The sequence below is a fragment of the Actinosynnema sp. NPDC023587 genome (genome assembly GCF_040640215.1).
Classification (GTDB): domain Bacteria; phylum Actinomycetota; class Actinomycetes; order Mycobacteriales; family Pseudonocardiaceae; genus Actinosynnema.
On record NZ_JBFABG010000004.1, the window covers coordinates 123,851 to 149,511 of the forward strand.

Genomic DNA, 25,661 nt, shown 5'->3' on the forward strand with positions numbered 1-25,661 from the left:
CGCGAGGCCGTTCCCGCTGCCGGGCAACGGGAACGGGCCTCGCGCGCCGGTGCGGGTCGGCGGCGCGCCCCGGTCAGCCCAGGGAGCGCTTGAGGAAGTCCACCTGGAGCAGCAGGAGGTTCTCGGCCACCTGCTCCTGCGGTGTCATGTGGGTCACGCCCGACAGCGGCAGCACGGTGTGCGGCCGGCCGGCCGCCAGCAGCGCCGACGACAGCCGCAGCGTGTGCGCGGCCACCACGTTGTCGTCCGCCAGCCCGTGCACGATCATCAACGGCCGCGCCAGCTTCGGCGCGTCCTCGATGAGCGAGTTCGAGTCGTACACCTCGGGCTTCTCGTCCGGGTGTCCCAGGTACCGCTCCGTGTAGTGCGTGTCGTAGAGCCGCCAGTCGGTGACCGGCGCGCCCGCGATCCCGGCGTGGAACACGTCCGGACGCCGCAGCACCGCCAGCGCCGAGAGGTACCCGCCGTAGGACCAGCCCCGGATCGCCACGCGCCCCAGGTCCAGGTCCGCCTCCTGCGCCGCGACCGCGTGCAGGGCGTCGACCTGGTCCTCCAGCGTCGCGCCGGCGAAGTCGAACGCGATGGCCCGCTCCCACTCCGGCCCGCGCCCCGGCGTGCCCCGGCCGTCCACCACGAGCACCGCGAAACCCTGGTCCGCCAACCACTGCGACGACAGGTAGGCGTTGCGGGCGCTGAGCACGCGCTGAGCGTGCGGCCCGCCGTACGGGTCGAGCAGGACGGGCAGCTTCCCGCCCGGCACGTGCCCGGTCGGCAGCAGCAGCGCCGCGCGCAACCCGCGCTCACCGACGGTCAGCAGCCGCACGTCCGGCGTGAGCACGGGGGTCTCCGCGAACGACCCGATCGACCCGGTCCTCCCGCCGCCGGTCACCGTCACCGCCGGCCCGAAGTGCCCGAGGCCGCTGGAGGACAGCACCACCACGCCCCCGCCGCGCGTGACGCCGTGCACACCGTCCTCGGTGGACAGCCGTTCGACGCCGGCCGCGCCCACCCGGTACACGTGCACCTGGGTCGGGTCGTCGGTGGACGCGGTGACCAGCACGTCGTCGGCCACCTCGACCACCGAGCGCACCTGGAAGCCGTCCGGCGTCCACACGTCGTCGCCCACGACCAGCCGGTTCGCGCCGTCGAGGGGCACCACCCGCACCAGCTCGCCGCCCGGCGTCCACCGCGGCACGCCGGGCACGACCTCGATCCAGTGCGGGTCGCGGTCGGCGGCCACCACCTCGACGCCGTCCGGCCCGACCGCGAGGACCTCGACGCGGCGCTGGTCGCGGGACTGGACCTGGAGCAGCGGGCGGCCGTGGGACGACCAGTGCGCGGTGTTCAGGTACGGCAGCGCCGCGCGGTCCCACTCCACGAACTCGCGACTGCCGTCGAGGCCCAGGACCGCGACCCGGACGTCCGCGTTGGGCGTGCCGGCGGCGGGGTAGGCGATCTCGGCGGCCGGGGTCGCGGGGTTCGCCGGGTCGGCGATGTACCAGCGGTGCACCGGCCGGTTGTCGACCCGCGCGGCCAGCACGTGCTCGCCGTCCGGGGAGAACCAGTACCCCCGGTGGCGGTCCATCTCCTCGGCGGCGATGAACTCGGCCAGGCCCCACGTCACGTCGTCCGCGTCCGGTTCGGCCAGGACGGTGTCGTGGCCGGATTCGAGGTCCACCACGTGCAGCGCGCCCGCCGCGACGTACCCGACCCTGCGCCCGGTCGGGTCCAGCCGGGGGTCGAGGACGCTGCCGGTGACGGGCAGTTCGCGCACCGCGCCGGACGCCAGGTCCGCGACGAACAGCCGCCCGGACAGCGCGAACGCGGCCCGCGCGACGTCCGCGTCGACCGCGTAGGACACGATGCCGGCGGCCTGCTCGCGGCTGCGCTCACGGCGCGCCCGTTCCTCCGGTGAGAGGTCCTCGGGATCGCTGAGCAGGGTGGCCGCGTCCACCAGGAGGCTCTCGGCCCCGGTCGCGGTGTCGTACACCCACAGGCAGTTCGCCCGGCTCGTGGCCGAGGCGGTCCGCAGGAAGTAGACCCGGCCGCCGTCGGGTGCGACGGTGAAGTTGCGCGGCGCACCGAGGGTGAACCGCTGGCTGCGCGCTTGCTGGCGCGGGAAGGAGATCTCGTTGCCCACGGTGACACCCTATGGCCTCACCGCCGGGTGACCCGGCCGCCACCGGCAGCGACCGGGACACCCGCCGGGTCACTCCCCCTTGGGCGGCAGCGGGAAGAACCCGCTGGTCCGCCGCACGTAGTCGGCGTACCCCGGCCGCCGTCGCACGATGTCCTTCTCCAGCAGCGGTTTCCCGCTGCCCTTGGCCAGCAGGAACGTCATCAGCAGCGGGCCGACCGCGAACACCGCGCCCCACGGCGTGGCGCACGCGAGCAGGAACAGGCCCCACCACACGCACGCGTCGCCGAAGTAGTTCGGGTGCCGGGTGTAGCGCCACAGCCCGCGGTCCATCACCCGGCCCTCGTTGGCCGGGTCGGCCTTGAACCGCTTGAGCTGGTGGTCGCCGATCGACTCGAACGCGAACCCGACCAGCCACAGCGCCACGCCCAGGTAGTCCAGGACGCCGAGGGCCGCCGAGGTGTGCGCCGCGAACTGCACCGGCAGCGACACCACGAGCATGATCGCGGCTTGGAGCAGGTAGACCCGGTACATCTTGGCCAACGGGTTGCCCGTCGCCCGCCGGTACACGTCGACGTACCGCTGGTCCTCGGGCTTGTGCCGGTTGCGGGAGTGGATGTGCCATCCCAACCGCAGACCCCACACCACCGTCAGCACCGCGACGACCAGCGAGCGCGCCGAGTGCTCGGCCAGGACGTAGGTCAGCGCGCCGATCACCGCGAAACCCGGACCCCAGAACGAGTCGACCAGGTCGAACCGCCGGCGCGCGACGGCGCGGCCGAACAACGCCGTCACCAGGACCAGGACGGCGACCGCCGACCACAGCACGTTCCAGCCGAAGCTCACGCCCACTCCCGGACCCCCGGCATCCCGCTGTCCCCGCGCGGGCCGGGCCGCACCGCCAGCACCTGGTCCACACCCATCCGGCCCTCCTCGAACGTCAGCGCGCCGCCGGCCAGGTAGAGCCGCCAGACCCGCGCCTGGCCCTCGCCGACCAGGGCGACCGCCTCGGCCCAGCGCGCCTCCAGCGTCCCGGCCCACGCGCGCACCGTCCGGACGTAGTGCTCGCGCAGCGCGTGCACGTCCCGGATCTCGAAACCCGCCCCTTCCAGGTGCGCCACGGTCCGGCTGACCGGTCGCATGTGCATGTCCGGTGCCACGTAGGACTCGATGAACGCGCCGCCGCCGGGCGCGTTGGCACCCCGGGACATCTGTTGCAGCAGCAGCCGGCCGCGCGGCTTGAGCATCCGGTGCAGCACCGCCGCGTACCGCGGGTAGTTCTCCTCGCCGACGTGCTCGCCCATCTCGATGGTGGAGATCGCGTCGAACGGCTCGTCGGCGATCTCCCGGTAGTCCTGGAGCCGCACGGTGACCAGGTCGGACAGGCCCTCCCGCGCGATCCGGGCCTCGACGTGCGCCTGCTGCCGCGCCGAGATGGTGACCCCGGTGGCCCGCACGCCGAAGTGCTCGGCCGCGTGGAGGATCATCGAGCCCCAGCCGCAGCCGACGTCGAGCAGGCGCATCCCGGGTCGGAGGTCGAGCTTGCGGCACACCAGGTCCAGCTTGGCGTGCTGCGCCTCGGCGACGGTCGCCCCGGGGGAGGTGAAGTACCCGCACGAGTACGCCATGCTCGGGTCCAGCACCAGCTCGTAGAACTCGTTGCCCAGGTCGTAGTGGTGGGAGATGGCGTCCCGGTCCCGGTGCCGGGTGTGCCGCCGGCCGGACAGCCGGGCCTCCTCGCCGGGCGGCGCGGGACGCGGTCCGAGCACGCCCAGACCGGCCGCCGCGCGCAGCGCGCCGATCACGTCCAGCGCCTTCGGCCTGGTCGGCCTCCCCTGCCGGGCCAGCGCCCAGAACCGGGCCAGGCCGTCGGCCAGGTCGCCGTCCACGTCCAGCTCCCCCGCCACGTACGCGCGGGAAAGACCCAGCTCGTCGGGGTTCCACAGGAGCCGGCGCAGGGCGCGGCGGGACCTGATCACGACCACCGGACCGTCCTGCGGACCGGCCGTGCTGCCGTCCCACGCGCGCAGCCCGAGGGGCAGTCGGGCCCCCAGCAGACGTTCGACGACGGCGGCGAGCCGCCCGGCCACTCCGGCGGTTGCGACGACCACGAGCTCCTCCTGACCTCTGGTAGCCGGACGTTCGCGCGCCACCTCGTCCCGGTTCGACCCGCGCCGGACAGGTCGCGACCGCCGGGTGGGCGCTGTCCGGGGAGGAGGCCCCTGCCCTGGAAAACGCGGAATCCCCCGGCCCGCGCGGGCCGGGGGATTCCCGTCGGATCGGAAGAACCCCTACAGGGTCGGGTAGAGCGGGTGCTTCGCGGCCAGCACCTCGACCCGGGACCGCAGCTCGACCAGGTCCGGCGACGCCTGGAGCGCCGCCGCGATGACGTCCGCGACCTCCGCGAAGTCCGCCGCGCCGAAGCCCCGGGTGGCCAGGGCCGGCGTGCCGATCCGCAGCCCCGAGGTGACCATCGGCGGGCGCGGGTCGTTCGGCACCGCGTTGCGGTTGACCGTGATGCCCACCTCGTGCAACCGGTCCTCGGCCTGCTTGCCGTCCAGTTCGGACGCCACCAGGTCGACCAGCACCAGGTGCACGTCCGTGCCGCCGGTCAGCACCTTCACGCCGACCGCCGCCGCGTCGGGCCGGGAGAGCCGGTCGGCCAGGATGCGCGCGCCCTCGACGGTGCGGCGCTGGCGGTCGGCGAACTCGGGCGACGCGGCGTGCTTGAACGCCACCGCCTTGCCCGCGATCACGTGCTCCAGCGGACCGCCCTGCTGGCCGGGGAACACCGCCGAGTTGATCTTCTTGGCGAGGTCCGCCTCGTTGGTCAGGATCACGCCGCCGCGCGGGCCGCCCAGCGTCTTGTGCGTGGTCGTGGTGGTGACGTGCGCGTGCGGCACCGGGTTCGGGTGCAGCCCGGCCGCCACCAGGCCGGCGAAGTGCGCCATGTCGACCATCAGGTAGGCGTCCACCGAGTCGGCGATCCGGCGGAACTCCGCGAAGTCGAGCTGACGCGGGTAGGCCGACCAGCCGGCCACGATCAGCTTCGGCCGGTGCTCGGTGGCCAGCCGCTCGACCTCGGCCATGTCGACCCGGCCGTCGCTCTCCGCCACGTGGTAGGGCACCACGTTGTAGAGCTTGCCGGAGAAGTTGATCCGCATGCCGTGGGTCAGGTGGCCGCCGTGCGCCAGGTCCAGGCCCAGGATCGTGTCGCCGGGCTGGAGCAGGGCGACCATCGCGCACGCGTTGGCCTGCGCGCCCGAGTGCGGCTGGACGTTCGCGAAGCCCGCGCCGAACAGCTCCTTCACCCGGGAGATGGCCAGCCGCTCGATCACGTCGACGTTCTCGCAGCCGCCGTAGTACCGCCGGCCGGGGTAGCCCTCGGCGTACTTGTTGGTCAGCACCGAACCCTGCGCCTGGAGCACCGACACCGGGGTGAAGTTCTCCGAGGCGATCATCTCCAGGGTGTTCTGCTGCCGGCCGAGCTCGGCGGCGACGGCCTCGGCGACCTCCGGGTCGAACTCCGCGAGGGAGGTGTTGAAGTGCTCGGACATGGTGTCTCCCTTACGAGTTTCGCTTGTAGAACGGCAGCGCGACGACCTGCACGGGCTCCTGCTTGCCCCGGATGTCGACGGCCAGCTCGGTGCCGGGCTCGGCGTGCTCCGGCGTCACGTACGCCATCGCCACGGAGTAGCCCAGGGTCGGCGACAGCGCGCCGCTGGTGACCTCGCCGACCACCGCGCCGGACGCGTCCAGCACCGGGTACCCGTGCCGGGGCGCGCGGCGGGACGCGGTCTTGAGGCCCACCAGCTTCGCCTCCACGCCCTTGTCGGCGACGGCGGCCAGCGCGTCGCGGCCGACGAAGTCCCCGGGCTTGTCCAGCTTGACCACGCGGCCCAGGTTGGCGTGGTACGGGGTGCGCTCGGCGCTGAGCTCGTTGCCGTACAGCGGCATCCCGGCCTCCAGGCGCAGCGTGTCGCGGCAGCCGAGGCCGGCGGGCTTGAGGTCGTGCTCGCGGCCCGCCACCAGCAGCGCCTGCCACACGGCCGGGGCGTCGGACGGGTCCACGAACAGCTCGAAGCCGTCCTCGCCGGTGTAGCCGGTGCGGGCGAGCAGCGCGGGCCGCCCGGCCACCTCGGTCGGGTAGGACGCGTAGTACTTCACGCCCGCCAGGTCGGTGGTGGTGAGAGCGGCCAGGATCGCGGTGGACGCCGGGCCCTGGATCGCCAGGAGGGCGTAGTCGACCGACTTGTCCACCACGGAGGTGTCGAAGCCGTCGGCGCGCTCCACGAGCGCCTGGAACACCACGGCGGCGTTCGAGGCGTTCGCGACGACCAGGTACTCCTGCTCGCCGGTCCGGTAGACGATCAGGTCGTCGAGCACGCCGCCGTCCGGCTGGGTGATCATGGTGTAGCGGGCGCGGCCGACGGAGATCGCGGACGCGTTCCCGACCAGCGCGTGGTCCAGGGCGCGGCCGGCCTCGGGGCCGGACAGCACGATCTCGCCCATGTGCGTCAGGTCGAACAGACCCGCCGACGTGCGCACGGCGTGGTGCTCGGCGAGCTCGCTGTCGTAGCGCAGCGGCATCCGCCAGCCCGCGAAGTCGGTGAACTGGGCTCCCAGCGCCTCGTGCTCGGCGTGCAGCGGCGTCCGGCGGGTTTCCACGGGGTGGTCCTCCCTGGTGGCGGGCACGGCGATCACACCGACCTGGTCGGTCGGCGGTCGCCGTCGGCGAAGGATGACACGGTCCATCGGAGACTCCTCGTCGAGTGAGCCTCCCCCTCTGTCATGAGCCTGAGAGCTTCACCGCGCGCGGAGCGCGGCTTGCACCGTGGGCGAGGCGCGGAGCGCCTGCTTTCCAGAGTTGCCTGCGTCGGGCGGTAGCTGTGCCTGAGAGATTCCGGGGAGGAGTTGCTCCTTCGGCGCCCCTCGCGGGGACTCTCCCGCTCGACATCGACGGCCGTGTTCAGTTGGTACCGCCAGACGCTAGTTGTGCCTGGTGGGCACGGTCAACCAGGACCAGGTCACAGCACCCGGCCACGGCCCGCGCCCGCTCGGCGGCACCGGGCGCGGACCACGTACCCGTGGCCGGCGCGGGGGTGGCGCGAGCGGTCACAGGGCACGTTCCGCCTTGACGCTCTCGACCACCTTGCGCTCGGCGTAGAACGACACGAACGGGATGGTGCCCGCGAGCAGCACCAGCGCGGAGCCCTTGAGCGACCACCGCGCCTTCAGCGCCAGGTCCACCGTGAAGACCAGGTAGACGGCGTACAGGAAGCCGTGGACGGGGCCGACGACCGCCATCATCCCGGTGTTGTCGCCGAGGTACTTGACGAACATCGCGACCACCAGCAGGAGCAGGCCGACACCGACCACGTAAGCCATGAACCGGAACCGGCTCAACGCACCGCTCATCGCCTGCCAACCGCCTTCGCTCACCGCTGGTCCCGCGCGTTGAGCTCCCGGAGGTAGCGGTTGTAGACCGCCAGCTCGTCGTCCTCGTCGTCCGGCGCGGGTGTTTTGACGGGTTCCACGGTAACGACCGGCTGCCGGGCCCCGACCACCGGCTCCCCGGCGTCCTCGGCCCGGCGCTGGGCGGCGAGCTTGCGCATCCGCCACACCATGAAGAGGGGGAACAGGCCGAACAGCGGCCACTGGAAGACGTACCCGAGGTTCTGGAAGGTGCCACCGGCCTGGGAGAACCTCTCCCACTGCCAGTAGGCGAGGCCGCAGCACACGATCAGCGACACCAGGCAGACCGCCGCGATGGCGAGTCGCCGGGGTGTCAGGAGGGTGCCGGGCACCCTCCCACACTACTTCGCGGAGTCCGCTCCCCGACGGAAGGGGCTCCTCGCACAGGAGCCCGCCCTCCCGGTTGGTGCGGGTGACCGACTTGACGCCGCGCCCTCACAACGCGGCGCGGGGTTCACGCAACGCCGTCCCGGCGCTGCCGCTGCAACCTGGCCACGCACCAGGCCGCCGCACTGCCCCGACGCAGGTGCTGGAGCACCGTCATCGGGCCGAGACGCCGTCCCAGGTCGGCGGGCGTGAGCCCGGCCGCCCGGTAGTCGAGCGCGCGCTGGTCCAACGGGCTGATGCCCGCGTCCCACCACCGCTCCGCCTCCGCCAGCTCGCCCACGAGCTGCCAGTAGCTGGCCGCCGCCGCGAGCAGGACCTCGGGCACCTCGGGTGCCCTCTTCCGCATCGCCGCCACGTAGGCCGGGTCAGCGGATTCGACCCGAACCAGTCCGCGCGACCCGCCGTTCGCCCGCTGCACGGGGATTCCCGGCGCGGACGGTGGGGCCTCGGCCAGCCACGCGTCCTTGATCCGGTTCACCTCCTGCATCTCGGCGTCGTCCGAGCGCTCAGCCGCCCACTGCCGCAGCAGCTCGTCGACTCCGGAGTCCTCGACCATTCTGCCTCCTCATCGGTCGAAGATCAGCCAATGCAGCGCACCGTATTAGCGGGTACCGACAACCGCTAGACCCTGGATTGTCAAAAACCCTGTTACCAGGGCGTTATAGCCCTCATTCCACCCGTACGGTGCAACGTCCGGTCCCGATCGTCACCAGCGGTGACCGGTCCGTGCACGCCCCGCGAGGTGGACTAGGCGAACAGGCCGCGGACGAAGGTGATGATCGACTCCGCACCCTGGCGCAGCCAGCCGAGGGCCGTCTTGACGGCGTCCGCCGACTGGTCGGGCTGGGTGATCAGGAGGAACAGCACCAGCGCGACGGCCGCCAGTGTCACCACCTTCTTGATGTTCACGAGACCCTCTCCGTCCGTTCACGAGCACCCGGTCGGCAGGCGTCGTGCCCACCGCGTTACGCCCCATGGTCCCTCATTCACCCGGACGATAACGGGAGGAACCCGCCCTGATCGCACAACCGGGCGAAAGATCCACCAGCAGCCACGGCCGAGCGGCCCGGACGGTCACCCGAACGGACGATCAAGGGCACCCAGGCCCCGGCCGATGACCTAGGTACGGGCCACTCGCCCCACTCCTCCCGCACGAAGACCACCGAGGTTTCGCACATCGCCAGCTCTCCGTCGCAGATCGCACGGGTCACCCGTATGCGCTGACCCCCATACCGTGCGTCATGAGGCCGATTTCGGCTGTGGTCATTCCGCCGGGCACTCCGGACGATTGTTCGCGGCCTTTTTCCGGTTCTCTTCCGGTCACCCCACGACACCCGCGCGGCGCAGTTCCGCGATCTCCGCGTCGGCCAGTCCCAGTTCCCCCAACACCTCGATCGTGTGCTGCCCGAGGGCAGGGGGTACGGACGGTGCGCCCGCCGGCGTGCGGTCGAACCGGGGCGCGGGCGCGGGCTGCGTCACGCCTCCCACCTCGACGAACGTCCCCCGGGCGGCGTTGTGCGCGGCGGTCGGGGCCTCGTCCGGGGTGAGCACCGGGACCAGGCAGGCGTCCGTGCCGGCCGCCAGTTCCGCCCATTCATCCCTCGTCCGGGTGGCCACGGCGGCGGCGATCCGCGCCCGCAACGCGGGCCACTGCGCGGGATCGTGCCGATTCGGCACCTCGGCGTCCGCCAAACCCAGCACGACCAGCAGTTCCGCGTAGAACTTCTCCTCAAGGGCCCCGATGCTCACGTACTTTCCATCCGATGCGGCATATACGTCGTAGAACGGCGCGCCGCCGTCGAGCAGGTTGGTGCCGCGCCCGCCCGACCACGCCCCGGCGGCCTTCATGCCGTGCAGGAACGTCGTCAGCAGCGCCGCGCCGTCGACCATCGCCGCGTCGACCACCTGCCCCCGCCCGGACCGCTCGCGCTCGTACAGGGCCGCGAGCACGCCCAGGGCGAGCAGCAGCCCGCCACCGCCGAAGTCGCCCACGACGTTGAGCGGCACCGTCGGCGGCGCGCCCGCCCGCCCGATCGGCTCCAGCGCGCCGGCCAGCGCGATGTAGTTCAGGTCGTGCCCGGCCCGGTCGGCCAGCGGCCCGTCCTGGCCCCAGCCGGTCATCCGCGCGTAGACCAGCCCCGGGTTGCGGGCCAGGCAGTGCGCGGGGCCCAGGCCCAGCCGCTCGGTCACGCCCGGCCGGTGGCCCTCGACCAGCACGTCGGCCCGCTCGACGAGTTTGTGCACCACCTCCGCGCCCGCCGGGTGCCGGAGGTCCACGCCGATCGAGCGCCGGCCGCGCCCCAGCACGTCGCCGGGCACGGCCGCGCCGCCGGCCACCCGGTCCACCCGCACCACCGACGCGCCCAGGTCCGCGAGCACCATGCAGCCGAACGGGCCGGGCGCGAGGCCCGCCAGCTCGACCACCCGCAGCCCCGCCAGCGGCCCGGCCACTAGAGCGACCTCGCGATGATTTCCTTCATGATCTCGTTCGTCCCCCCGTAGATCTTCTGCACGCGCGCGTCCGCCCACGCGCGCGCGATGGGGTACTCGGTCATGTAGCCGTAGCCGCCGAAGAGCTGGACGCACTCGTCCACGACCCGGCACAGCCGCTCGGTGGACCACCACTTGGCCATCGCCGCGGTCGGGACGTCGAGCGTGCCCGCGAGGTGCGCCTGGACGCACTCGTCGACGAATGCCCTGGTCACGCGGGCCTCGGTGGCGCACTCGGCGAGCGTGAACCGGGTGTTCTGGAACTTGACGAGCTCCCGGCCGAACGCGGTGCGGTCCTTCACGTACGCCGTGGTGAGGTCCACCGCGGCCTCGATGCCCGCGACGGAGGCCACCGCGATGATCAGCCGCTCCTGCGGGAGCTGCCGCATGAGCTGACCGAACCCCTCCCCCTCGGACCCGAGCAGGTTGGTCGCGGGCACCCGGACGTCGTCGAAGAACAGCTCCGCCGTGTCCTGGCCCTTGAGGCCGATCTTGTCCAGCACCCGGCCGCGCCGGAAGCCCGCTGCCGACGGCGTCTCCACCACCAGCAGGGAGATGCCGGCCGCGCCTTGGGAGGGGTCGGTCTTGGCCGCCACGACCACCAGCTCGGCCTGCGCGCCGTTGGTGATGAACGTCTTGGAGCCGCTGATCACGTACTCGTCGTCGTGCCGGATCGCGCGGGTCCCGATGTTCTGGAGGTCCGAGCCGGCACCGGGCTCGGACATGGCGATCGCGCCCACGTACTCGCCGCTCGCCAGCCTGGGCAGCCAGCGGTGCTTCTGCTCCTCGGTGCCGTGGGCGAGGACGTAGTGCGCCACGATCCCGCTGTGGACGCCGTTGCCCCACGCGCTGTCGCCCACGCGGGCCTGCTCCTCCAGCAGCACCGCTTCGTGCGCGAACGTGCCGCCGCCACCGCCGTACTCCTCCGGGACGGACAGGCAGAGCAGGCCCACGTCGCCCGCCCTGGTCCAGAAGTCGCGGTCCACGTGCCCCTGCGCGGCCCAGCGCCGGTGGTGCGGGACCGATTCCCGCGCGAGGAACGTCCGGGCGAGCAGGCGGAGCTGGTCCAGGTCGTCGGTCATCCACGGGGAGCGGCGAGTCGGCATGTCGTCGACGGTCCCACCGGCGGGCGTCGCCCGCCATGACCGCCACACCCGGAAGTGCGGGCCGATCGTGAGCGCGATTGTCAGGTCGGTGCGCGACACTGCGGTCATGAACCTGCGAAGGCTGTCCCCGGGGGACTGGGCGACCTGGCGCGAGCTGAGGCTCGGGGCCCTGGCCGGCGATCCCGGCGCGTTCGGTCCGGCGCTGTCCGCCGAGCAGGGTTACGACGAGGCCCGCTGGCGGGAGGTCCTGCACCCGCGCTGGGGCGTGAAAGTGGTCGCGGAGGCCCCGGAACCGGTCGGTCTGGTGGCCGCGATACCCCAGGAGGACCAGGGGGACGTGCTCTATCTGTACTCCATGTGGGTGAAACCCCTGTTTCGCGGGCGAGGGATCGGGGAGGCCCTGGTGGCCGAGGTGGTGGCCTGGGCGCGCGAGCACCGGTGGCCGCGCGTGCAGTTGCGCGTGTTGTCCGACAACGTCCCGGCCCGCCGGCTGTATGAACGGCTGGGCTTCACCGGGGACGGCGAGGTGATGGATCTCGCGGTGAGCTAATAAGTCAGTCCGCGCGGTCATGGGCTCGGCGGCCGTGGCTGCCTACCGTGGCAGCATGAGCGAAGCCTTGATCTTCGACGCGGTGCGCACGCCGCGTGGCCGGGGTAAGCGCGGCTCGCTGCACGGCGTCAAGCCGATCACCCTGGCCTCCGGGGTGCTCGCGGCGCTGGCGCGGCGCAACGACCTGGACACCTCGGCGGTGGACGACGTCGTGCTCGGCGTCGTGTCCCCGGTCGGCGAGCAGGGCGCGGACATCGCCCGCACCGCCGTCCTGGCGGCCGGGTGGGACTCGCGGCCCGCCGGCGTGCAGCTCAACCGCTTCTGCGCGTCCGGCCTGGAGTCGGTGAACCTGGCGGCGGCCAAGGTGGCGTCCGGGTTCGAGGACCTGGTGGTCGCGGGCGGCGTGGAGTCGATGTCCCGGGTGCCGATGGGCTCGGACGGCGGCGCGTGGATGGCCGACCCGGAGACCAACCTGGCCACGAACTTCGTGCCGCAGGGCGTGAGCGCGGACCTGATCGCCACCCTGGAGGGCTTCAGCCGCGAGGACGTGGACGCGTTCGCCCTGAGGTCGCAGCAGCGGGCCGCGCTCGCGCGCGACCGGGGGTACTCCGACCGGTCGCTGGTGCCGGTGGTGGACCGCACCGGGTCGGTCGTGCTCGACCACGACGAGGCGATCCGGCCGGAGACCACGATGGCGGCGCTGGCCGGGCTCAAGCCGTCGTTCGCCTTCCACGGCGACCTCGGGTTCGACGCCGTGGCCATCGACCGCTACCCGTCGGTGGAGCGCATCCACCACGTGCACACGCCGGGCAACTCGTCGCAGATCGTGGACGGCGCGGCGGCCGTGCTGATCGGCAACGCCCGCGTCGGCCGGGACCTCGGCCTCACGCCGCGCGCGCGGGTCGTGTCGGTCGCGGTGGTCGGCTCGGAGCCGACGATCATGCTCACCGGTCCGGCCCCGGCCGCGCGCAAGGCGCTGGACCGGGCCCGGCTGTCGGTGGAGGACATCGACCTGTTCGAGGTCAACGAGGCGTTCTCCTCGGTGGTGCTGAAGTTCCAGCGCGAACTGGACCTGCCGGACGAGAAGGTCAACGTCAACGGCGGCGCGATCGCCCTGGGCCACCCGCTGGGCGCGACCGGCTGCATGATCCTGGGCACCCTGCTGGACGAGCTGGAGCGCCGGGACCTGCACCGGGGCCTGGCCACGCTGTGCGTGGGCGGCGGCATGGGCATCGCGACGATCATCGAGAGGGTCTGATGACCATCCACTACGAGCGGGACGACGAGGGTGTCGTCACCCTCACCATGGACCTGGCGGGCTCGGCGAACGTGATGAACGCCGAGTACCACGCGGCGATGGGCGCGGTCGTGGACCGGCTGGAGGCCGAGCGCGACGACCTCACCGGTGTCGTGCTGACCTCGGCGAAGAAGACGTTCTTCGCGGGTGGCGACCTGAACCTGCTGATCACGCTCACGCCGGAGAACGCCCACGAGGCGCTGGGGTTCCTGGCGGAGGTCAAGAGCCAGCTCCGCCGGTTGGAGCGGCTGGGCAAGCCGGTGGTCGCGGCGATCGACGGCGCGGCGCTGGGCGGCGGGTTCGAGATCGCGCTGGCGTGCCACCACCGCGTGGTGCTCGACGACGACGGGATCAGGCTGGGCCTGCCCGAGGTGACCCTGGGCCTGCTGCCCGGCGGCGGTGGCGTGACCCGGCTGGTGCGGCTGCTCGGCCTGCAACCGGCGCTGCCGCTGTTGATGGAGGGCAGGCGGTTGCGGCCCGCTCGGGCGTTGCAGGCGGGGATCGTGGACGCCCTGGCGTCCTCGCGGGAGGACCTCGTCGCCCAGGCCCGCGCGTGGATCAAGGCCAACCCCGCGCCGCAGCAGCCGTGGGACCGGCCGGGTTACGCGGTGCCCGACCTGAAGTTCGGCGACCCCGCCGCGTACGGGCTGCTCGCCGCCGCGCCCGCCGTGCTGCGCAAGAAGACGCACGGCGCGTACCCGGCCCCGGAGAAGATCCTGGCGGCGGCGGTCGAGGGCGCGCTGGTGGACTTCGACACCGCGTTGCTGGTGGAGGGCCAGTACTTCATCGAGCTGGTGACCGGCCAGGTGTCGAAGAACATGATCTCGACGTTCTGGTTCCAGTTGAACGAGATCAACGCGGGCGGCTCCCGTCCCTCCGCTGTGGACAAGTCGACGGTGGCCAGGCTCGGCGTGCTGGGCGCGGGCATGATGGGCGCGGGCATCGCCGAGGTGAGCGCGCAGGCGGGCATCGAGGTGGTGCTCAAGGACGTCACGCTGGAGGCCGCGACCCGGGGTGCCAACGGCGTCCCGGGCGTCACGCCGACCGACTCGGACGCCGACCTCGCCGGGTGCGACCTGGTGGTCGAGGCGGTGTTCGAGAACCGCGAGCTCAAGAACGCGGTGCTGCCGGCGGCCGAGGCGGCGGCGCGGCCGGACGCGGTGATCGCGTCCAACACCTCCACCCTGCCGATCACCGGGCTGGCGGACGCGGTGCGCGACCCGACGAGGTTCATCGGGCTGCACTTCTTCTCGCCGGTGCCGAAGATGCGGCTGGTCGAGATCATCCGCGGCGAGCGGACGTCGGACGAGACCTTGGCGCGGGCGTTCGACTACGTGCTCCAGATCGGCAAGACGCCGATCGTGGTCGACGACAGCCGTGGTTTCTACACCTCGCGGACGTTCGGCACGTACGTGACCGAGGCGGTGTCGATGGTCGCGGAGGGCGTGCGGCCGGCGCTGATCGAGAACGTCGCCCGGCGGTCCGGCATGGCCGTGGGCCCGCTCGCGGTGTCCGACGAGGTGACGCTGACGCTGCAACTCAAGATCCGGGACCAGGCGTTGGCCGACGACCCGTCCGCCGAGGGGGCGCTGGGCGGGCACCCGGCCTTCGCGGTGCTGGAGGAGCTGGTCGCCGAGGGGCGCACCGGGAAGTCCGGCGGGGCCGGGTTCTACGAGTACCCCGAGGGCGCGAAGAAGTTCCTGTGGCCGGGGCTGGCGCGGTACGCGCGGGACGACGCCGGGGTGACCGAGCGGGACGTGGAGGACCGCCTGTTGTTCGTCCAGTCGCTGGAAACGGTGCGGTGCCTGGACGAGGGCGTGCTGACGTCGGTCGGCGACGCGAACGTGGGCAGCGTGTTCGGCTTCGGGTTCGCGCCGTGGAGCGGCGGGACGTTGCAGTTCGTCAACGCCTACGGGCTCTCGGAGTTCGTCGAGCGGGCCGACTACCTCGCCGACACCTACGGCGAGCGCTTCCGCCCGCCCGCGTCCCTGCGCGAGCGCGCCGCCCGGGGCGAGCGGTACTGACCCCGGTCGCGGGGCCCGGCACCGGGCCCCGCGTCCGGCGGGCTACCGGCCGGCGGCTCCCGTCCGGTACGCGCCGGGGCTGTTGCCCGTCCACCGCTTGAACGCCCGGTGGAACGCGCTCGCCTCGGAGAAACCCAGCCGCAGCGCCAGTTCCTCCACCGACTCGCCGCCGCGCACCAGGCTCGCCACCGCCTGGTCGCGGAGGAGCTGCTCGCGCACCTCGCGGAACGACGTGCCCTCGGCGGCCAGCTTGCGGCGCAGGGTCGGAGCGCTCACGCCGAGCCGCGCGGCCACGTTCGCCAGCCCCGCCACGCCGCCGCCGAGCATCCGCCGCACGTGGCTGGACGCGTCCGCGCCGTAGTCCCGCCGGGACAGCAGCTCGGCGGGCGAGTCGCGCAGGAACCTGCGGAGCGCGGCCTCGTCCTGCACCACCGGCATCCGCAGGAACCGGGTGTCGAACGCCAGCACGGTCTCCGGCGCGTCGAACCGCAGCGGGCAGCCGAAGATCAGGTGGTACTCGGCCGCGTGCGGCGGTTCCGGGTAGGCCAGTTCCACGCCGCGCAACGGTATCCGCCGGCCGATCAGCCACGACGAGAACCGGTGCCACAGCACCAGCAGCGACTCCACCAGGAACCGGTCCGGGTCGTCCACGCCCTCGGCGGCCAGGCTGAACCGGGCGACGCCGTCCCGCTCGCCCAGCCGCATCGTCGGCCGGGTGTCGAACAGCCCGTAGAACGCCAGGCCGCGCGTCAACGCGTCCTCCAGCGACGCGCAGTGCACGGCGAGCAGGCACATGGTCGGGAACGTGCCGCGCTTGCTGCGGCGCGGCCCGAAGCCCATGAACTCGTCGTCGAGCACGTCCCACAGGGTCTGGATGAGCTTGCTGTACTGGGCGGGGGTCACCCGCGCGCGATCGTCGGCCGGCAGCGCCTCGGGAATCCCGGCGTGGGCGAGCAGGGCCGCCACGTCGTGCCCGTGCCGGACCGCCCCCCGCAGCGCGGCTGTGACGTAGTGGATCGCGATGGTCCTCGTGAGCATCGCTCACAGTGTGACAGGGAGCGGGACCGACGGGTCCTCACATCGGCCGGGGGGCTTCGCGGGGGAAGGCCGAGTGCGACGGCGGGGCGTGGGGAGAGAGCAGGTGCCCCGCCGCCGCACTCGTGGCCCACCCCAGTGAGCCGGCTCCTCGTCGATGGGGCATCCGCCCGCCCATCCACGAGGGACGATGTGGCGCTTACCACTTTAGGTGGTCTAGACCAGATACGTCAATACCGCGAAGAGGCCATACCTGGCCCAGACCAATGCGGGTGCGCTCGGGGTGGTCCGGACCGGTGCCGGCGGTGCCGTGGTGAGGCTCCACCACCAGGCCGCCGGGCCGCGCCCCCTTACGGGGCCACGCCTGTCGGGTGCCGGTCGCGCCCTCCGGGCCGGCCGGCGCGGGGGCGGCGGACCCGGCCCCGGCCGCCGGCGCGACGACCCGCCGGACCGGCACCGGGCCAGGTCGGGGCCCTCTCCGGCTCCCCGCGCGGGCCCGCCGGACCGGCGCGGCGGTGCCGGTCGTGGCGCGCCGCGGGCGAGCCGGGACGTGCCGGACGCCGGAGCCGGGTGCTCCGCTCACGCGCGGTCGTGCCCCGGCCCGTGCTCCGCGCCGGGGACGCCGCCACCCGACCCGCTCGGGCGTCCGCCCGTCCACCACTTCGCCGGCACCCCTCGAAACCGGCGACGTGGACCACGCCAGAGTCCCGGAAACGCCTGACGGACTTCTGACGTCCCGCCGGCGTCGCGGGTTAGGGTCGGCAAGTGGGTGAACGGACAGGTCTCGCGGTCGTGGCCGCGCTGATGCTCGGCTGCACGGTGTTCGGCCCGTTCCCGCACCCGGTGCCGCTGCTCTTCGTGATCGCCGCCGCCGGCGCGGTCAACGCCGCGTTCCCGCTCATGCGCACGTTCGGGTCGGCTTTGCTGGGCGGTGTCGCCGTGGCGGGCGTCGGGCTGGCGGCGGTGCCGTTCGTGACCTGCTCGACCGAGCGGTTCACCGAGGTCTTCACCTGCACGGGTGACGCGCCGACGTGGCACCTGACCGGTGCGGTGCTGGTCTCGGCGCTGGCCGGGGCGGGGCTGGTGCTGGCCCGGGTGCTGGGCACGGCGGGTCTGGAGCGCCGCCTCGCCGCGATCGAGCGGGCGGTGACCGGGCGGCCGGCGGAATGAGCGTGACCTGGGAGCGGGTCGCGGCGTGGCGGACCCGCGCGCACAGCCTGGACGTGCGGCGGCCCGCCGAGGACGCCCTGGCCGTGGTGGGCGAGCTGTGCGGCCTGCACGCGCAGCTCATGTCGTCGGCCGGGGCCGCGCTGCGCGCGCGGGTCGACGGCCTGCCGCCGGACTTCCTGGAGCGGGCGCTCTGGACCGACCGGACGCTGGTCAAGACGTGGTCCGCGCGCGGCGCGCTGCACCTGCTGCCGGCGCACGAGTACGCGCTGTGGCAGGGCGGGTTCGCCACCTACCGGCACTACCTCAAGCCGGTGTGGCTGCGGAACTTCGGCCTCACCGCCGAGGAGCTGCACGCCCTGCTCGACGGCGTCGCCGAGGCGCTGGCGGACCGGGTGCTGACCCGCGCCGAGCTCGCGGACGAGGTGGCCCGGCGGACGTCGCCGCACCTCGGCGAGAAGCTGCGGGAGAGCTGGGGCGCGTACCTCAAGCCCGCGTCGTTCCAGGGCCGGCTGGTGTTCGGCCCCGGCGACGGCCGACTGGTCGCGTTCACCCGGCCGGACACCTGGATCGAGGTCGGCGACGCGCCGGACGACCCCGTGGCCCGGATCGCGCTGCGGTTCTTCGGGCAGCAGGGCGTGGCGACCCGCGAGGAGTTCGCCCGGTGGTGGGGCGTGCGACCGGCCGAGGGCGGGCGGGTGTTCACGGCGCTGGGCGACCGGCTCACCCTCGTCGACGTCGGGGGCGAGCCGTACTGGGCGCGCACCGACCTGCTCCCGGCGCTGCGGGAGGCCGAACCGGTCGTCGGCGTGCGGCTGCTGCCCGCGTTCGACCAGTACGTCGTCGCCGCGACCCGGCACGCCGCGCACCTGCTGGACGGCGGCGCGCCGGACCGCGTCTACCGGCCCCAGGGGTGGCTCACCCCGGTGCTGCTGGTGAACGGCCGGATGGCGGGCGTGTGGGCGCGGGAGCAAAGGGGTTCGCGCACGGCCGTGACCGTCGAGCCCTTCCGCTCGTTGACCCCGCAGGAGCGGGAGGCGGTGCTCGCCGAGGTCGACCGGTCGGTCGGATCGGCCCAGGTGACCTGGGTCGGCTGAGACCTGTCGATCAAGCGGTACTGTTCTGCCGTTTGCGCGAGCTGGGAGAGACTCGGAGGTCGGCCGTGCGGGTGCTGTGGGCTGCCAGCGGCCTGGCCGTGGCGGCGTCGGCGCTGACCGGGGTGCTCGTCGGCGTCTACCTCGACGGCGTGGACGACCCGCAGAAGGCCGAACCGCCCTCGTCCACCTGGATCACCACCCGGCCGTTCCCGTCGTCCGGTTCGTCCACGCCCACCTCGTCCACGGCGACGACGGACCCGGTGGTGGCGGTGCCCCGGTCGACGACGTCCGCCCCGCCGGACCCGACCACCACGACCCCGCCGCCGGTGCCCACGACGGACCCGACCACCGAAGCGCCGGCACCGCTGCCGACCACGCCGACGTCGAAGCGGACCGACTGGCCGTGCGGACCGCTCAACCCCTTCCCTCCCCCGCAGTGCGACGACTGAGCGCCCCGGCGGGCCGCGCACCGCGTCCCGACCGACGTGCCGCGCCCGGTGGCGCGGGGCCGGAGCGCCCCCGTTCCGTCGACGCCACGGGTCGCCGGATGCCTCGTGAGAGCGCTCCCAACCAGGGGGGCTCCGGCTAAGCTGCTCCGGTCAGGCTCGGTGTGGCGAGGAGTTGGTTCCCGTGTCCGTCCCATCGCACTCCGGCTCCCGCCCCACGCTGGAGGACGTGGCGGCCAAGGCCGGCGTCTCGCGCGCGACGGCGTCCCGCGTGCTCAACGCGTCGCCGCGGGTCAGCCCCGAGGCGCACGCGGCCGTGACGGCGGCGGTGCGGGCGCTGGGGTACCAGCCGAACCAGGCCGCGCGGGCGCTGGTGACCCGGCGGACCGGCGCGGTCGCGGTGGTGTTCTCCGAGCCCGAGCCGAAGATCTTCGACGACCCGCACTTCGCCTGGCTGATCCGGTCGGCGGCCCGGTCGCTGGCCGACGCCGACGCGCAGATGGTGCTGCTGCTCGTGCACTCGCCCGAGGACTTGGCGCGGGCCGAGCGGTTCCTGGCGGGCGGGCACGTCGACGGCGCGCTGGTGTTCGCGCCGCACAAGGGCGACCGGCTGCCCGCCGTGGCGCGCGGGCTGTCGCTGCCGGTCGTGTACGCCGGGCGGCCGTGGGGTGCGCTGCGCGGGCTGCACCTGGTCGACCACGACAACGAGGGCGGCGGCGTGCTCGCCACCGAGCACCTGATCTCGTCGGGGCGCAGGCGGATCGGGACGGTGACCGGCCCGCTGGACGAGCACTCGGCGGTGGACCGGCTGGCGGGCTGGCGGGCCGCGACCGGTGCGTCGGACGACGACGCCGCCCTGCTCACCGAGGACGGCGGTTTCACCCGGGACGGCGGTCGGCGCGCGATGGCCGCGCTGCTGGAGCGGGTGCCGGACCTCGACGCGGTGTTCGTGGCCAGCGACCTGATGGCGGCGGGGGCGCTGGACGCGCTGCGCGACGCCGGGCGGCGGGTGCCGCAGGACGTGGCGGTGGTGGGCTTCGACGACCACCCGATGATCGCCCCGCACACCGCGCCGCCGCTGACCAGCGTCCGGCAGGACACCGGCAACCAGGTCAAGCACATGGTGACCCAGTTGCTGCGCCTGCTGCGCGGCGAACCGATCCGCGCCCGCCGCGAAGTCCTCCCGACGGTCCTGGTCCGCCGCGACTCGGCGTAGGGGGCGCGGCCGGGTCCGCGCCGACGCGGGCCGGCACGGACCTCCGGGCTCAGCCGAGCCGGTCGTCGGCGGGCACGGCGTTGTGGCGGATCACCTCGGCCAGCGCGTGGCCGCTGCGCTTCACGGTCCGCTCCTGCGTCCCGAAGTCGACGTGCACGACGCCGAACCGCTGCCCGTACCCCGCCGCCCACTCGAAGTTGTCCAGCAGCGACCACGCGAAGTACCCGCGCACGTCCACCCCGCGCCCGATCGCGGTGTGCACCGCCCGCAGGTGGTCGACCAGGTACCGGGTCCGCTCCACGTCCTCGACCCGCCCGCCGGCCACCACGTCCGGGAACGCCGAGCCGTTCTCGGTGATCACCAGCGGCACCGCCACCTCGCGCCCGAGCCGTTCCAGCAACTCGGTGAACGCCCGCGCGTCCGCCTCCCAGCCGAACCCGGTCAGCCGCCCGCGCGGCGGCAGGAGCGCGACGCCGCGCAGCCCGGCGAACGGGCCGGCGGTGACGTGTTCGGCGGACGCGGGCGCGACCCTGGTGGGGCTGTAGTAGTTGACGCCCAGCCAGTCGACCGGCGTGGCGACGACGGCCAGGTCCCCGTCCCGCACGACCCCCGGCCAGTCGCCCAGCCAGGCCGTGTCCGCCACCACGTCCGCCGGGTACCCCCGGCCCGCCAACGGGTCCAGGAAGATCCGGTGTTGCAGCCCGTCGACCTTGCGGGCGGCGAGCCGGTGCCGGTCGTCGTCGACGTCGACCCGCACCGCGCTGAAGTTCGGCACGACGGAGAACCGGTGGTCGGCCGGTGCCGCGCCGCGCATCGCCCGCAACGCCAGGCCGTGCCCCAGCAGGAGGTGGTGCGCGGCCTCCAGCGCGCCCCTGGGGTCCACCACGCCCGGCGCGTGGATTCCGTTGCCGTAGCCCAGGAACGCCGAGCACCACGGCTCGTTCAGGGTGGTCCACTGCCGCACGCGGTCGGCGAGCCGCTCGTGCACCAGGGCGGCGTAGTCGGCGAACCGGTGGGCGGTGTCCCGGGCGCGCCAGCCGCCGGAGTCCTCCATCGCCTGCGGGAGGTCCCAGTGGTAGAGCGTGGCCACCGGCTCGATGCCGTGCGCCAGCAGTTCGTCCACCAGGCGGTCGTAGAAGGCCAGGCCCCGGGGCTCCACGCGGCCCGCCCCGGTGGGCTGGACCCGGGGCCACGCCACGGAGAACCGGTACGCGCCCAGCCCCAGGCGGGACATCAGGGCCACGTCGTCGGCGTAGCGGCGGTAGTGGTCGCAGGCGGGTTCCCCGGTGTCGCCGCCGCGCACCCGGCCGGGCGTCGCGGCGAAGGTGTCCCAGATGGACGGACCCCGGCCGTCGGCCGTGGTGGACCCCTCGATCTGGAAGGACGCGGTCGCGGCTCCCCACGTGAAGTCCGGCGGGAAGCTCAGCAGCCCCTGTCCGACCTCGGTGTCCGGGCCGGTCGCGGTCACGTGCGCACCCCCGCACGGCACCCCGCGCGACCCTGCCGCCGATCCGGCCGCTCGGGCGGGGACGAGCCGCCACGCCCGCACTCCGCCGTGGCGGTCCCGATGGTCGCCGCACGGCCGTCCGCTGTCCTCATCCGTCCTCCTCGGCGCACAATGAGAGCGCTCTCACCGTGCCGAGTGAGCGACGTCACTGTCAAGAGGAGGAAGTGGGCAATTCCCGGACGAGAACAGAGCGGGGGTGGCTCGGCCCTCGCCCGAGCCACCCCGCAGTGAGTTAGAGGGCCCAACCCCGCCGCTGTGACGCGCCGGCCGAAAGAATCTTGTGACCCACGACACACGGAAGGCCCGTGTCGCGGCGCACACCGCGACACGGGCCTTCCGACCCCCAGGTCATGCGTCGGCCATCCCCGCGACGACCGAGGTGCGCGCCGCCCGGCGGGCGGGCAGGGCGGCGGCCAGCACGGCGGCGATCACGGCGGCGGCGAGCATCGCGCCGATCTGCCCGAACGGCACGGTGAAGGACAGCGCGACGGCCTCGGTGGACACCGCCGTGGTGATCACCCAGCCGAACCCCACCCCCAGCACCAAGCCGACCACCGCGCCCATCACGGCCATCAGGACCGACTCGACCACCAGCATCAGCCGCAACTGGCCCCTGGTCAGCCCGAGCGCGCGCAGCAGCGCCGATTCGCGGGTCCGCTCCAGCACCGACAGCGTCAGCGTGTTCGCGATGCCGAACAGCGCGATCACCACGGCCAGGCCGATCAGCGCCCAGACGAACGCCAGCACCTGGTCGAGCTGCTGGTTGAGCTGCGCCTTCGTTTCCGCGGCCGAGTCGATCGCGGCCAGCGGCGAGGTGTCGGTGACCTCCTCGACCGCGGCCCGGCCGCCGGTCACGTCCGGCTTGAGCTTGACCAGGATGCTCTGGTAGCCGTCGTCCCCCGGCGCGAGCACCGCCGAGGTCTCCAGCGTCACCACGCCGTCGGCCAACCGCTGCCCGGACACCAGCGCCACGACCTTGAGCACGTGCTCGCCGTCGTCGGTCTTGAGCGTCGTGGTCGAGCCGACCGACAGGTTCCGCTGCGCGGCGTAGTCGGACTTGAGCGCGATCGTGCCCTCGCCGAGGTCGGCCAGCGAACCGCTCTCCACCTTCGGCCGGAAGAGGTCGTCGATCGAGTTCTTCGCGACGCCGGTGACGTACGCGTCCCCGGCGGAGACCTGGGTGGTGGGCGCGACCTCCTCCACCTCGGGCACGGCGGCCAGGCGGGTGGCCAGGTCCCGGGGCAGCAGGCGGCCGGGTACCGACGACGTCACCGTGTAGTCGGCGGGCATCCGCTCGTCGACCTGCGCGTTGGCGGTCTCCTTGGCGCTGTTGGCGACCACCGTCACCAGCGCCACCACGGTCACGCCGATCATCAGCGCGGCGGTCGTCGCGGCGGTGCGCCGGGGGTTGCGGCCGGCGTTGGCGGACGCCAGCTTCGCGGGCACCCCGAACAGCATCCGGGGCACCGCGCCGAGCACCCGGTTGACCGGCCCGACCAGCAGCGGCCCGAGCACCAGCACGGCGGCCAGCAGCAGCATCGTGCCCGCGCCGCTGGTGATCATCGCGGCCGTCTCCTCGTCGATCCGCATCCCGAGCGCGACCGCGACCGCACCGCCGACACCGAGCAGGACCGCGAACAGCACCCGCACCCGGCCGGTGCGCGCGACCTCCTCGTGGCTGTCCGACTGGCTGCGCAGCGCCGCGATCGGGGGCACCCGGGTCGCCTTGCGCGCGGGCAGCACCGCCGCCAGCACGGTGATCAGCACGCCGACGCCGAACGCCGCGACCACCGTCGTGGCGGTCATCGGCAACCGGATCTCGGCGGCGGCACCGCCGCCGCCGCCGAACCCGCTGATCACCTTCTGCATCAGGGCGGACATGCCGAGCCCGCCGAACAGGCCGATCACGGACGCGATCAGGCCCATGGCGAACGCCTCGGCCAGCACGCCCCGGAACACCTGCTTGCGGCTCGCACCGACGCAGCGCATCAGGGCCAGCTCACGGGTCCGCTGCGCGACCAGGATGGTGAACGTGTTGTAGATGACCATGGAGGCGACCACGAGCGCGATCACCGCGAAGGCCATCAGGAAGGTGGTGAACTCGGCGGCCTGCGAGCTGATCTGCTGCAACGTCCGCTCGGTGAGCTGCTCGCCGGTCCACGTCGTGAACCCGTCCTCGCCGATCGCCGCGCGGACGTTGTCGGCGACCTGCTGCTGGGTGAACCCGTCCGCCGCGACGGCGACCACCTGGTAGGGGAGCTGGTCCGAGACGAGGCCCCGGAACCCGGCCGAGGTCAGCACCAGGTGGTCCGCGCCGGCCACGGAGACCTCGCCGACGCCCTGCTCGTAGGTCCCGACCAGGGTCAGCCGCCGCTCCTGCCCGTCCTCGCCCAGCAGCACCACCGGTTGCCCGACGGTCAGCTTCGCGGTGGAGGCGGTCCGCACGTCCACCGCCACCTCGCTCGCGGTGGACGGGTAGCGGCCGTCCGCGAGGTCGAACTCGCGCAGCTCCTCGACCGTGCCCAGCGACACCGCGAACGCGGTCTTCGCCTTGCCGTTGGCGGCGATGAGCGGCACGGAGGCCAGCTCGCGGGGGTCCGCGCCGGCGACACCGGGCGTCCGGCGGATCTTCTCCAGGGTCTCCGGCGCGATGCCCTTGCCGCTGCCGGTGGTCGTGACCGAGACGTCGACGTTGCGGGCGCTCTTGGCGAACTCGTCCCGCATCCCCTCGCTCATGGCGTCGCTGAGCACCAGCGTGCCGGTCACGAACGCGACGCCCAGCGCGATCGCCACCGAGGACAGCACGAGGCGGGCGGTGCGGGCCCGGAGACCCGCGATGATGGTGCGCAACATTCAGGTCACGCACCCAGGTGCTTGAGCGCGGAGAGCACGGAGTCGGCGGTCGGGTTGTCGATCTCGCCGGCCAGCCGGCCGTCGGCCATCAGCACGACGCGGTCGGCGTAGGAGGCGGCCACCGGGTCGTGGGTCACCATGATCACGGTCTGGCCGAGCTTGCGCACCGACATCCGCAGGAAGTCCAGCACCTCCGCGCCGGAGCGCGAGTCCAGGTTGCCGGTCGGCTCGTCGGCGAAGACCACGTCCGGCTTGGCCACCAGCGCCCGCGCGCAGGCCACCCGCTGCTGCTGCCCGCCGGACAGCTCGGTCGGCTTGTGCCGCAACCGGTCGCGCAGGCCCAGCACGTCGACGATGGTGTCGAACCACGCCCGGTCGGGTTTGCGGCCCGCGAGCTCCAGCCCGAGCAGGACGTTGGCCTCGGCGCTCAGCGTGGGCAGCAGGTTGAACGCCTGGAACACGAACCCGATCCGGTCCCGGCGCAGCTTGGTGAGTTCCTTGTCGCCCAGCGAGGTGATCTCGGTGCCGCCGAGCCGCACCGCGCCGCCGTCGACGTTGTCGAGGCCGGCCAGGCAGTGCATCATCGTCGACTTGCCCGACCCGGACGGGCCCATGATCGCGGTGAACTTGCCGGCCTCGAACTCGACGCTGACCCCGTCCAGCGCCCGGACGGCGGTGTCGCCCCTGCCGTAGACCTTCACCAGGTTCGCCGCCGCCACGGCGGTACGCGTTCCGACGTCGGACACCAGTGCGGACATGCTCCCTCATTCCCTCTGCTCAAGCGGACAGGGGAAACGTAGGGGCGGCCCGCGTGCGCGGTCGTCACCTCGGCGGCGGAAGCGCCCGTCCGCCTGCGGGATGACCCGGCCTAGTC

Annotated in this window: 22 protein-coding genes and 1 riboswitch; of the genes, 7 read left to right on the plus strand and 15 right to left on the minus strand. The window is 73.4% G+C overall.

Annotated features, from left to right (window positions below):
* Window positions 1-73: 73 nt before the first annotated feature.
* From AB0G01_RS12850 to AB0G01_RS12900, 11 genes are all read right to left on the minus strand, one after another.
* Window positions 74-2,140: a prolyl oligopeptidase family serine peptidase gene (locus tag AB0G01_RS12850; RefSeq protein ID WP_360943672.1), complete on the minus strand. Its 2,067-nt coding sequence runs from the start codon at window positions 2,138-2,140 to the stop codon at window positions 74-76.
* 69 nt (window positions 2,141-2,209) lie between these two features.
* Complete coding sequence (locus tag AB0G01_RS12855; protein ID WP_360943675.1) at window positions 2,210-2,983, minus strand: DUF1295 domain-containing protein; 774 nt, start codon at window positions 2,981-2,983, stop codon at window positions 2,210-2,212.
* Window positions 2,980-4,248: a cyclopropane-fatty-acyl-phospholipid synthase family protein gene (locus tag AB0G01_RS12860; protein ID WP_360943678.1), complete on the minus strand. Its 1,269-nt coding sequence runs from the start codon at window positions 4,246-4,248 to the stop codon at window positions 2,980-2,982. The genes AB0G01_RS12855 and AB0G01_RS12860 overlap by 4 nt, the downstream gene beginning before the upstream one ends.
* 180 nt (window positions 4,249-4,428) lie before the next feature.
* On the minus strand, window positions 4,429-5,694 hold the full coding sequence (glyA, locus tag AB0G01_RS12865; protein ID WP_360943681.1) for a serine hydroxymethyltransferase: 1,266 nt from the start codon (window positions 5,692-5,694) through the stop codon (window positions 4,429-4,431).
* 10 nt (window positions 5,695-5,704) lie between these two features.
* A complete protein-coding gene (gene gcvT, locus AB0G01_RS12870) occupies window positions 5,705-6,805 on the minus strand; it encodes a glycine cleavage system aminomethyltransferase GcvT (protein WP_360945199.1) in 1,101 nt (366 codons plus the stop codon).
* Between the two features lie 203 nt (window positions 6,806-7,008).
* A riboswitch (glycine riboswitch) is annotated at window positions 7,009-7,096 on the minus strand.
* Window positions 7,097-7,252: 156 nt separating this feature from the next.
* Window positions 7,253-7,555 carry a DUF3817 domain-containing protein gene (locus AB0G01_RS12875; protein WP_360945202.1) on the minus strand — a complete coding sequence of 101 codons (303 nt, stop codon included), beginning with the start codon at window positions 7,553-7,555 and terminating at the stop codon, window positions 7,253-7,255.
* Window positions 7,556-7,575: 20 nt separating this feature from the next.
* Window positions 7,576-7,944, minus strand: coding sequence for a hypothetical protein (locus AB0G01_RS12880; protein WP_360943684.1), 369 nt, complete (start codon window positions 7,942-7,944; stop codon window positions 7,576-7,578).
* Window positions 7,945-8,066: 122 nt separating this feature from the next.
* A complete protein-coding gene (locus AB0G01_RS12885) occupies window positions 8,067-8,555 on the minus strand; it encodes a helix-turn-helix transcriptional regulator (RefSeq protein ID WP_360943686.1) in 489 nt (162 codons plus the stop codon).
* Window positions 8,556-8,746: 191 nt separating this feature from the next.
* Window positions 8,747-8,908, minus strand: a complete 162-nt coding sequence (locus tag AB0G01_RS12890; RefSeq protein WP_360943689.1) for a hypothetical protein — start codon at window positions 8,906-8,908, stop codon at window positions 8,747-8,749.
* Between the two features lie 411 nt (window positions 8,909-9,319).
* Entirely contained in the window at window positions 9,320-10,450 is a 1,131-nt protein-coding gene (locus AB0G01_RS12895) for a CaiB/BaiF CoA-transferase family protein (protein WP_360943692.1), read from the minus strand.
* Entirely contained in the window at window positions 10,450-11,595 is a 1,146-nt protein-coding gene (locus tag AB0G01_RS12900) for an acyl-CoA dehydrogenase family protein (RefSeq protein WP_360945205.1), read from the minus strand. Before AB0G01_RS12900 ends, AB0G01_RS12895 begins: the two co-directional genes overlap by 1 nt.
* A 106-nt stretch (window positions 11,596-11,701) precedes the next feature.
* On the opposite strand from AB0G01_RS12900, the gene AB0G01_RS12905 reads away from it, so the two are divergent.
* Genes AB0G01_RS12905 through AB0G01_RS12915 form a run of 3 tightly spaced genes read left to right on the plus strand, consistent with a single transcriptional unit; the run spans window position 11,702 to window position 15,466 of the window.
* The gene (locus AB0G01_RS12905; RefSeq protein ID WP_360943694.1) at window positions 11,702-12,145 is read left to right on the plus strand and encodes a GNAT family N-acetyltransferase; all 444 of its coding nucleotides are present in this window, start codon (window positions 11,702-11,704) and stop codon (window positions 12,143-12,145) included.
* A gap of 55 nt (window positions 12,146-12,200) precedes the next feature.
* Window positions 12,201-13,403 carry an acetyl-CoA C-acetyltransferase gene (locus AB0G01_RS12910; RefSeq protein ID WP_360943697.1) on the plus strand — a complete coding sequence of 401 codons (1,203 nt, stop codon included), beginning with the start codon at window positions 12,201-12,203 and terminating at the stop codon, window positions 13,401-13,403.
* Window positions 13,403-15,466, plus strand: a complete 2,064-nt coding sequence (locus AB0G01_RS12915) for a 3-hydroxyacyl-CoA dehydrogenase NAD-binding domain-containing protein (protein ID WP_360943700.1) — start codon at window positions 13,403-13,405, stop codon at window positions 15,464-15,466. Before AB0G01_RS12910 ends, AB0G01_RS12915 begins: the two co-directional genes overlap by 1 nt.
* Before the next feature lie 42 nt (window positions 15,467-15,508).
* On the opposite strand, the gene AB0G01_RS12920 is transcribed toward AB0G01_RS12915, so the two are convergent.
* Window positions 15,509-16,504 (minus strand): AraC family transcriptional regulator, encoded by a 996-nt coding sequence (locus tag AB0G01_RS12920; RefSeq protein WP_360943703.1) that lies wholly within the window; start codon window positions 16,502-16,504, stop codon window positions 15,509-15,511.
* A 762-nt stretch (window positions 16,505-17,266) separates the two neighbouring features.
* On the opposite strand from AB0G01_RS12920, the gene AB0G01_RS12925 reads away from it, so the two are divergent.
* The 4 genes from AB0G01_RS12925 (at window position 17,267) to AB0G01_RS12940 (ending at window position 20,427) form a co-directional block, all read left to right on the plus strand.
* Window positions 17,267-17,671, plus strand: coding sequence for a hypothetical protein (locus AB0G01_RS12925; RefSeq protein WP_360943706.1), 405 nt, complete (start codon window positions 17,267-17,269; stop codon window positions 17,669-17,671).
* Window positions 17,672-17,673: 2 nt separating this feature from the next.
* On the plus strand, window positions 17,674-18,765 hold the full coding sequence (locus AB0G01_RS12930) for a winged helix DNA-binding domain-containing protein (protein ID WP_360943709.1): 1,092 nt from the start codon (window positions 17,674-17,676) through the stop codon (window positions 18,763-18,765).
* Window positions 18,766-18,830: 65 nt separating this feature from the next.
* A complete protein-coding gene (locus AB0G01_RS12935) occupies window positions 18,831-19,214 on the plus strand; it encodes a hypothetical protein (protein ID WP_360943712.1) in 384 nt (127 codons plus the stop codon).
* A 181-nt stretch (window positions 19,215-19,395) separates the two neighbouring features.
* Window positions 19,396-20,427, plus strand: a complete 1,032-nt coding sequence (locus AB0G01_RS12940) for a LacI family DNA-binding transcriptional regulator (protein ID WP_360943715.1) — start codon at window positions 19,396-19,398, stop codon at window positions 20,425-20,427.
* Window positions 20,428-20,476: 49 nt separating this feature from the next.
* Here the strand turns inward: AB0G01_RS12940 and AB0G01_RS12945 are convergent, their stop codons facing one another.
* The 3 genes from AB0G01_RS12945 to AB0G01_RS12955 form a co-directional block, all read right to left on the minus strand.
* Window positions 20,477-21,895: a GH1 family beta-glucosidase gene (locus tag AB0G01_RS12945; RefSeq protein WP_360943718.1), complete on the minus strand. Its 1,419-nt coding sequence runs from the start codon at window positions 21,893-21,895 to the stop codon at window positions 20,477-20,479.
* A gap of 387 nt (window positions 21,896-22,282) precedes the next feature.
* Window positions 22,283-24,787, minus strand: a complete 2,505-nt coding sequence (locus AB0G01_RS12950) for an FtsX-like permease family protein (RefSeq protein WP_360943721.1) — start codon at window positions 24,785-24,787, stop codon at window positions 22,283-22,285.
* Between the two features lie 5 nt (window positions 24,788-24,792).
* A complete protein-coding gene (locus AB0G01_RS12955; RefSeq protein WP_360943724.1) occupies window positions 24,793-25,545 on the minus strand; it encodes an ABC transporter ATP-binding protein in 753 nt (250 codons plus the stop codon).
* Window positions 25,546-25,661: the final 116 nt, after the last annotated feature.

What these genes read in the sequence shown, in the direction of transcription:
- AB0G01_RS12905 (WP_360943694.1), top strand. Translation starts at nt 11,702, where the DNA reads ATGAACCTGCGAAGGCTGTCCCCGGGGGACTGGGCGACCTGGCGCGAG.
- AB0G01_RS12900 (WP_360945205.1), bottom strand. Translation starts at nt 11,595, where the DNA reads ATGCCGACTCGCCGCTCCCCGTGGATGACCGACGACCTGGACCAGCTC.
- AB0G01_RS12950 (WP_360943721.1), bottom strand. Translation starts at nt 24,787, where the DNA reads ATGTTGCGCACCATCATCGCGGGTCTCCGGGCCCGCACCGCCCGCCTC.
- AB0G01_RS12885 (WP_360943686.1), bottom strand. Translation starts at nt 8,555, where the DNA reads ATGGTCGAGGACTCCGGAGTCGACGAGCTGCTGCGGCAGTGGGCGGCT.
- AB0G01_RS12915 (WP_360943700.1), top strand. Translation starts at nt 13,403, where the DNA reads ATGACCATCCACTACGAGCGGGACGACGAGGGTGTCGTCACCCTCACC.
- glyA (WP_360943681.1), bottom strand. Translation starts at nt 5,694, where the DNA reads ATGTCCGAGCACTTCAACACCTCCCTCGCGGAGTTCGACCCGGAGGTC.
- AB0G01_RS12910 (WP_360943697.1), top strand. Translation starts at nt 12,201, where the DNA reads ATGAGCGAAGCCTTGATCTTCGACGCGGTGCGCACGCCGCGTGGCCGG.
- AB0G01_RS12875 (WP_360945202.1), bottom strand. Translation starts at nt 7,555, where the DNA reads ATGAGCGGTGCGTTGAGCCGGTTCCGGTTCATGGCTTACGTGGTCGGT.
- AB0G01_RS12955 (WP_360943724.1), bottom strand. Translation starts at nt 25,545, where the DNA reads ATGTCCGCACTGGTGTCCGACGTCGGAACGCGTACCGCCGTGGCGGCG.
- AB0G01_RS12920 (WP_360943703.1), bottom strand. Translation starts at nt 16,504, where the DNA reads ATGCTCACGAGGACCATCGCGATCCACTACGTCACAGCCGCGCTGCGG.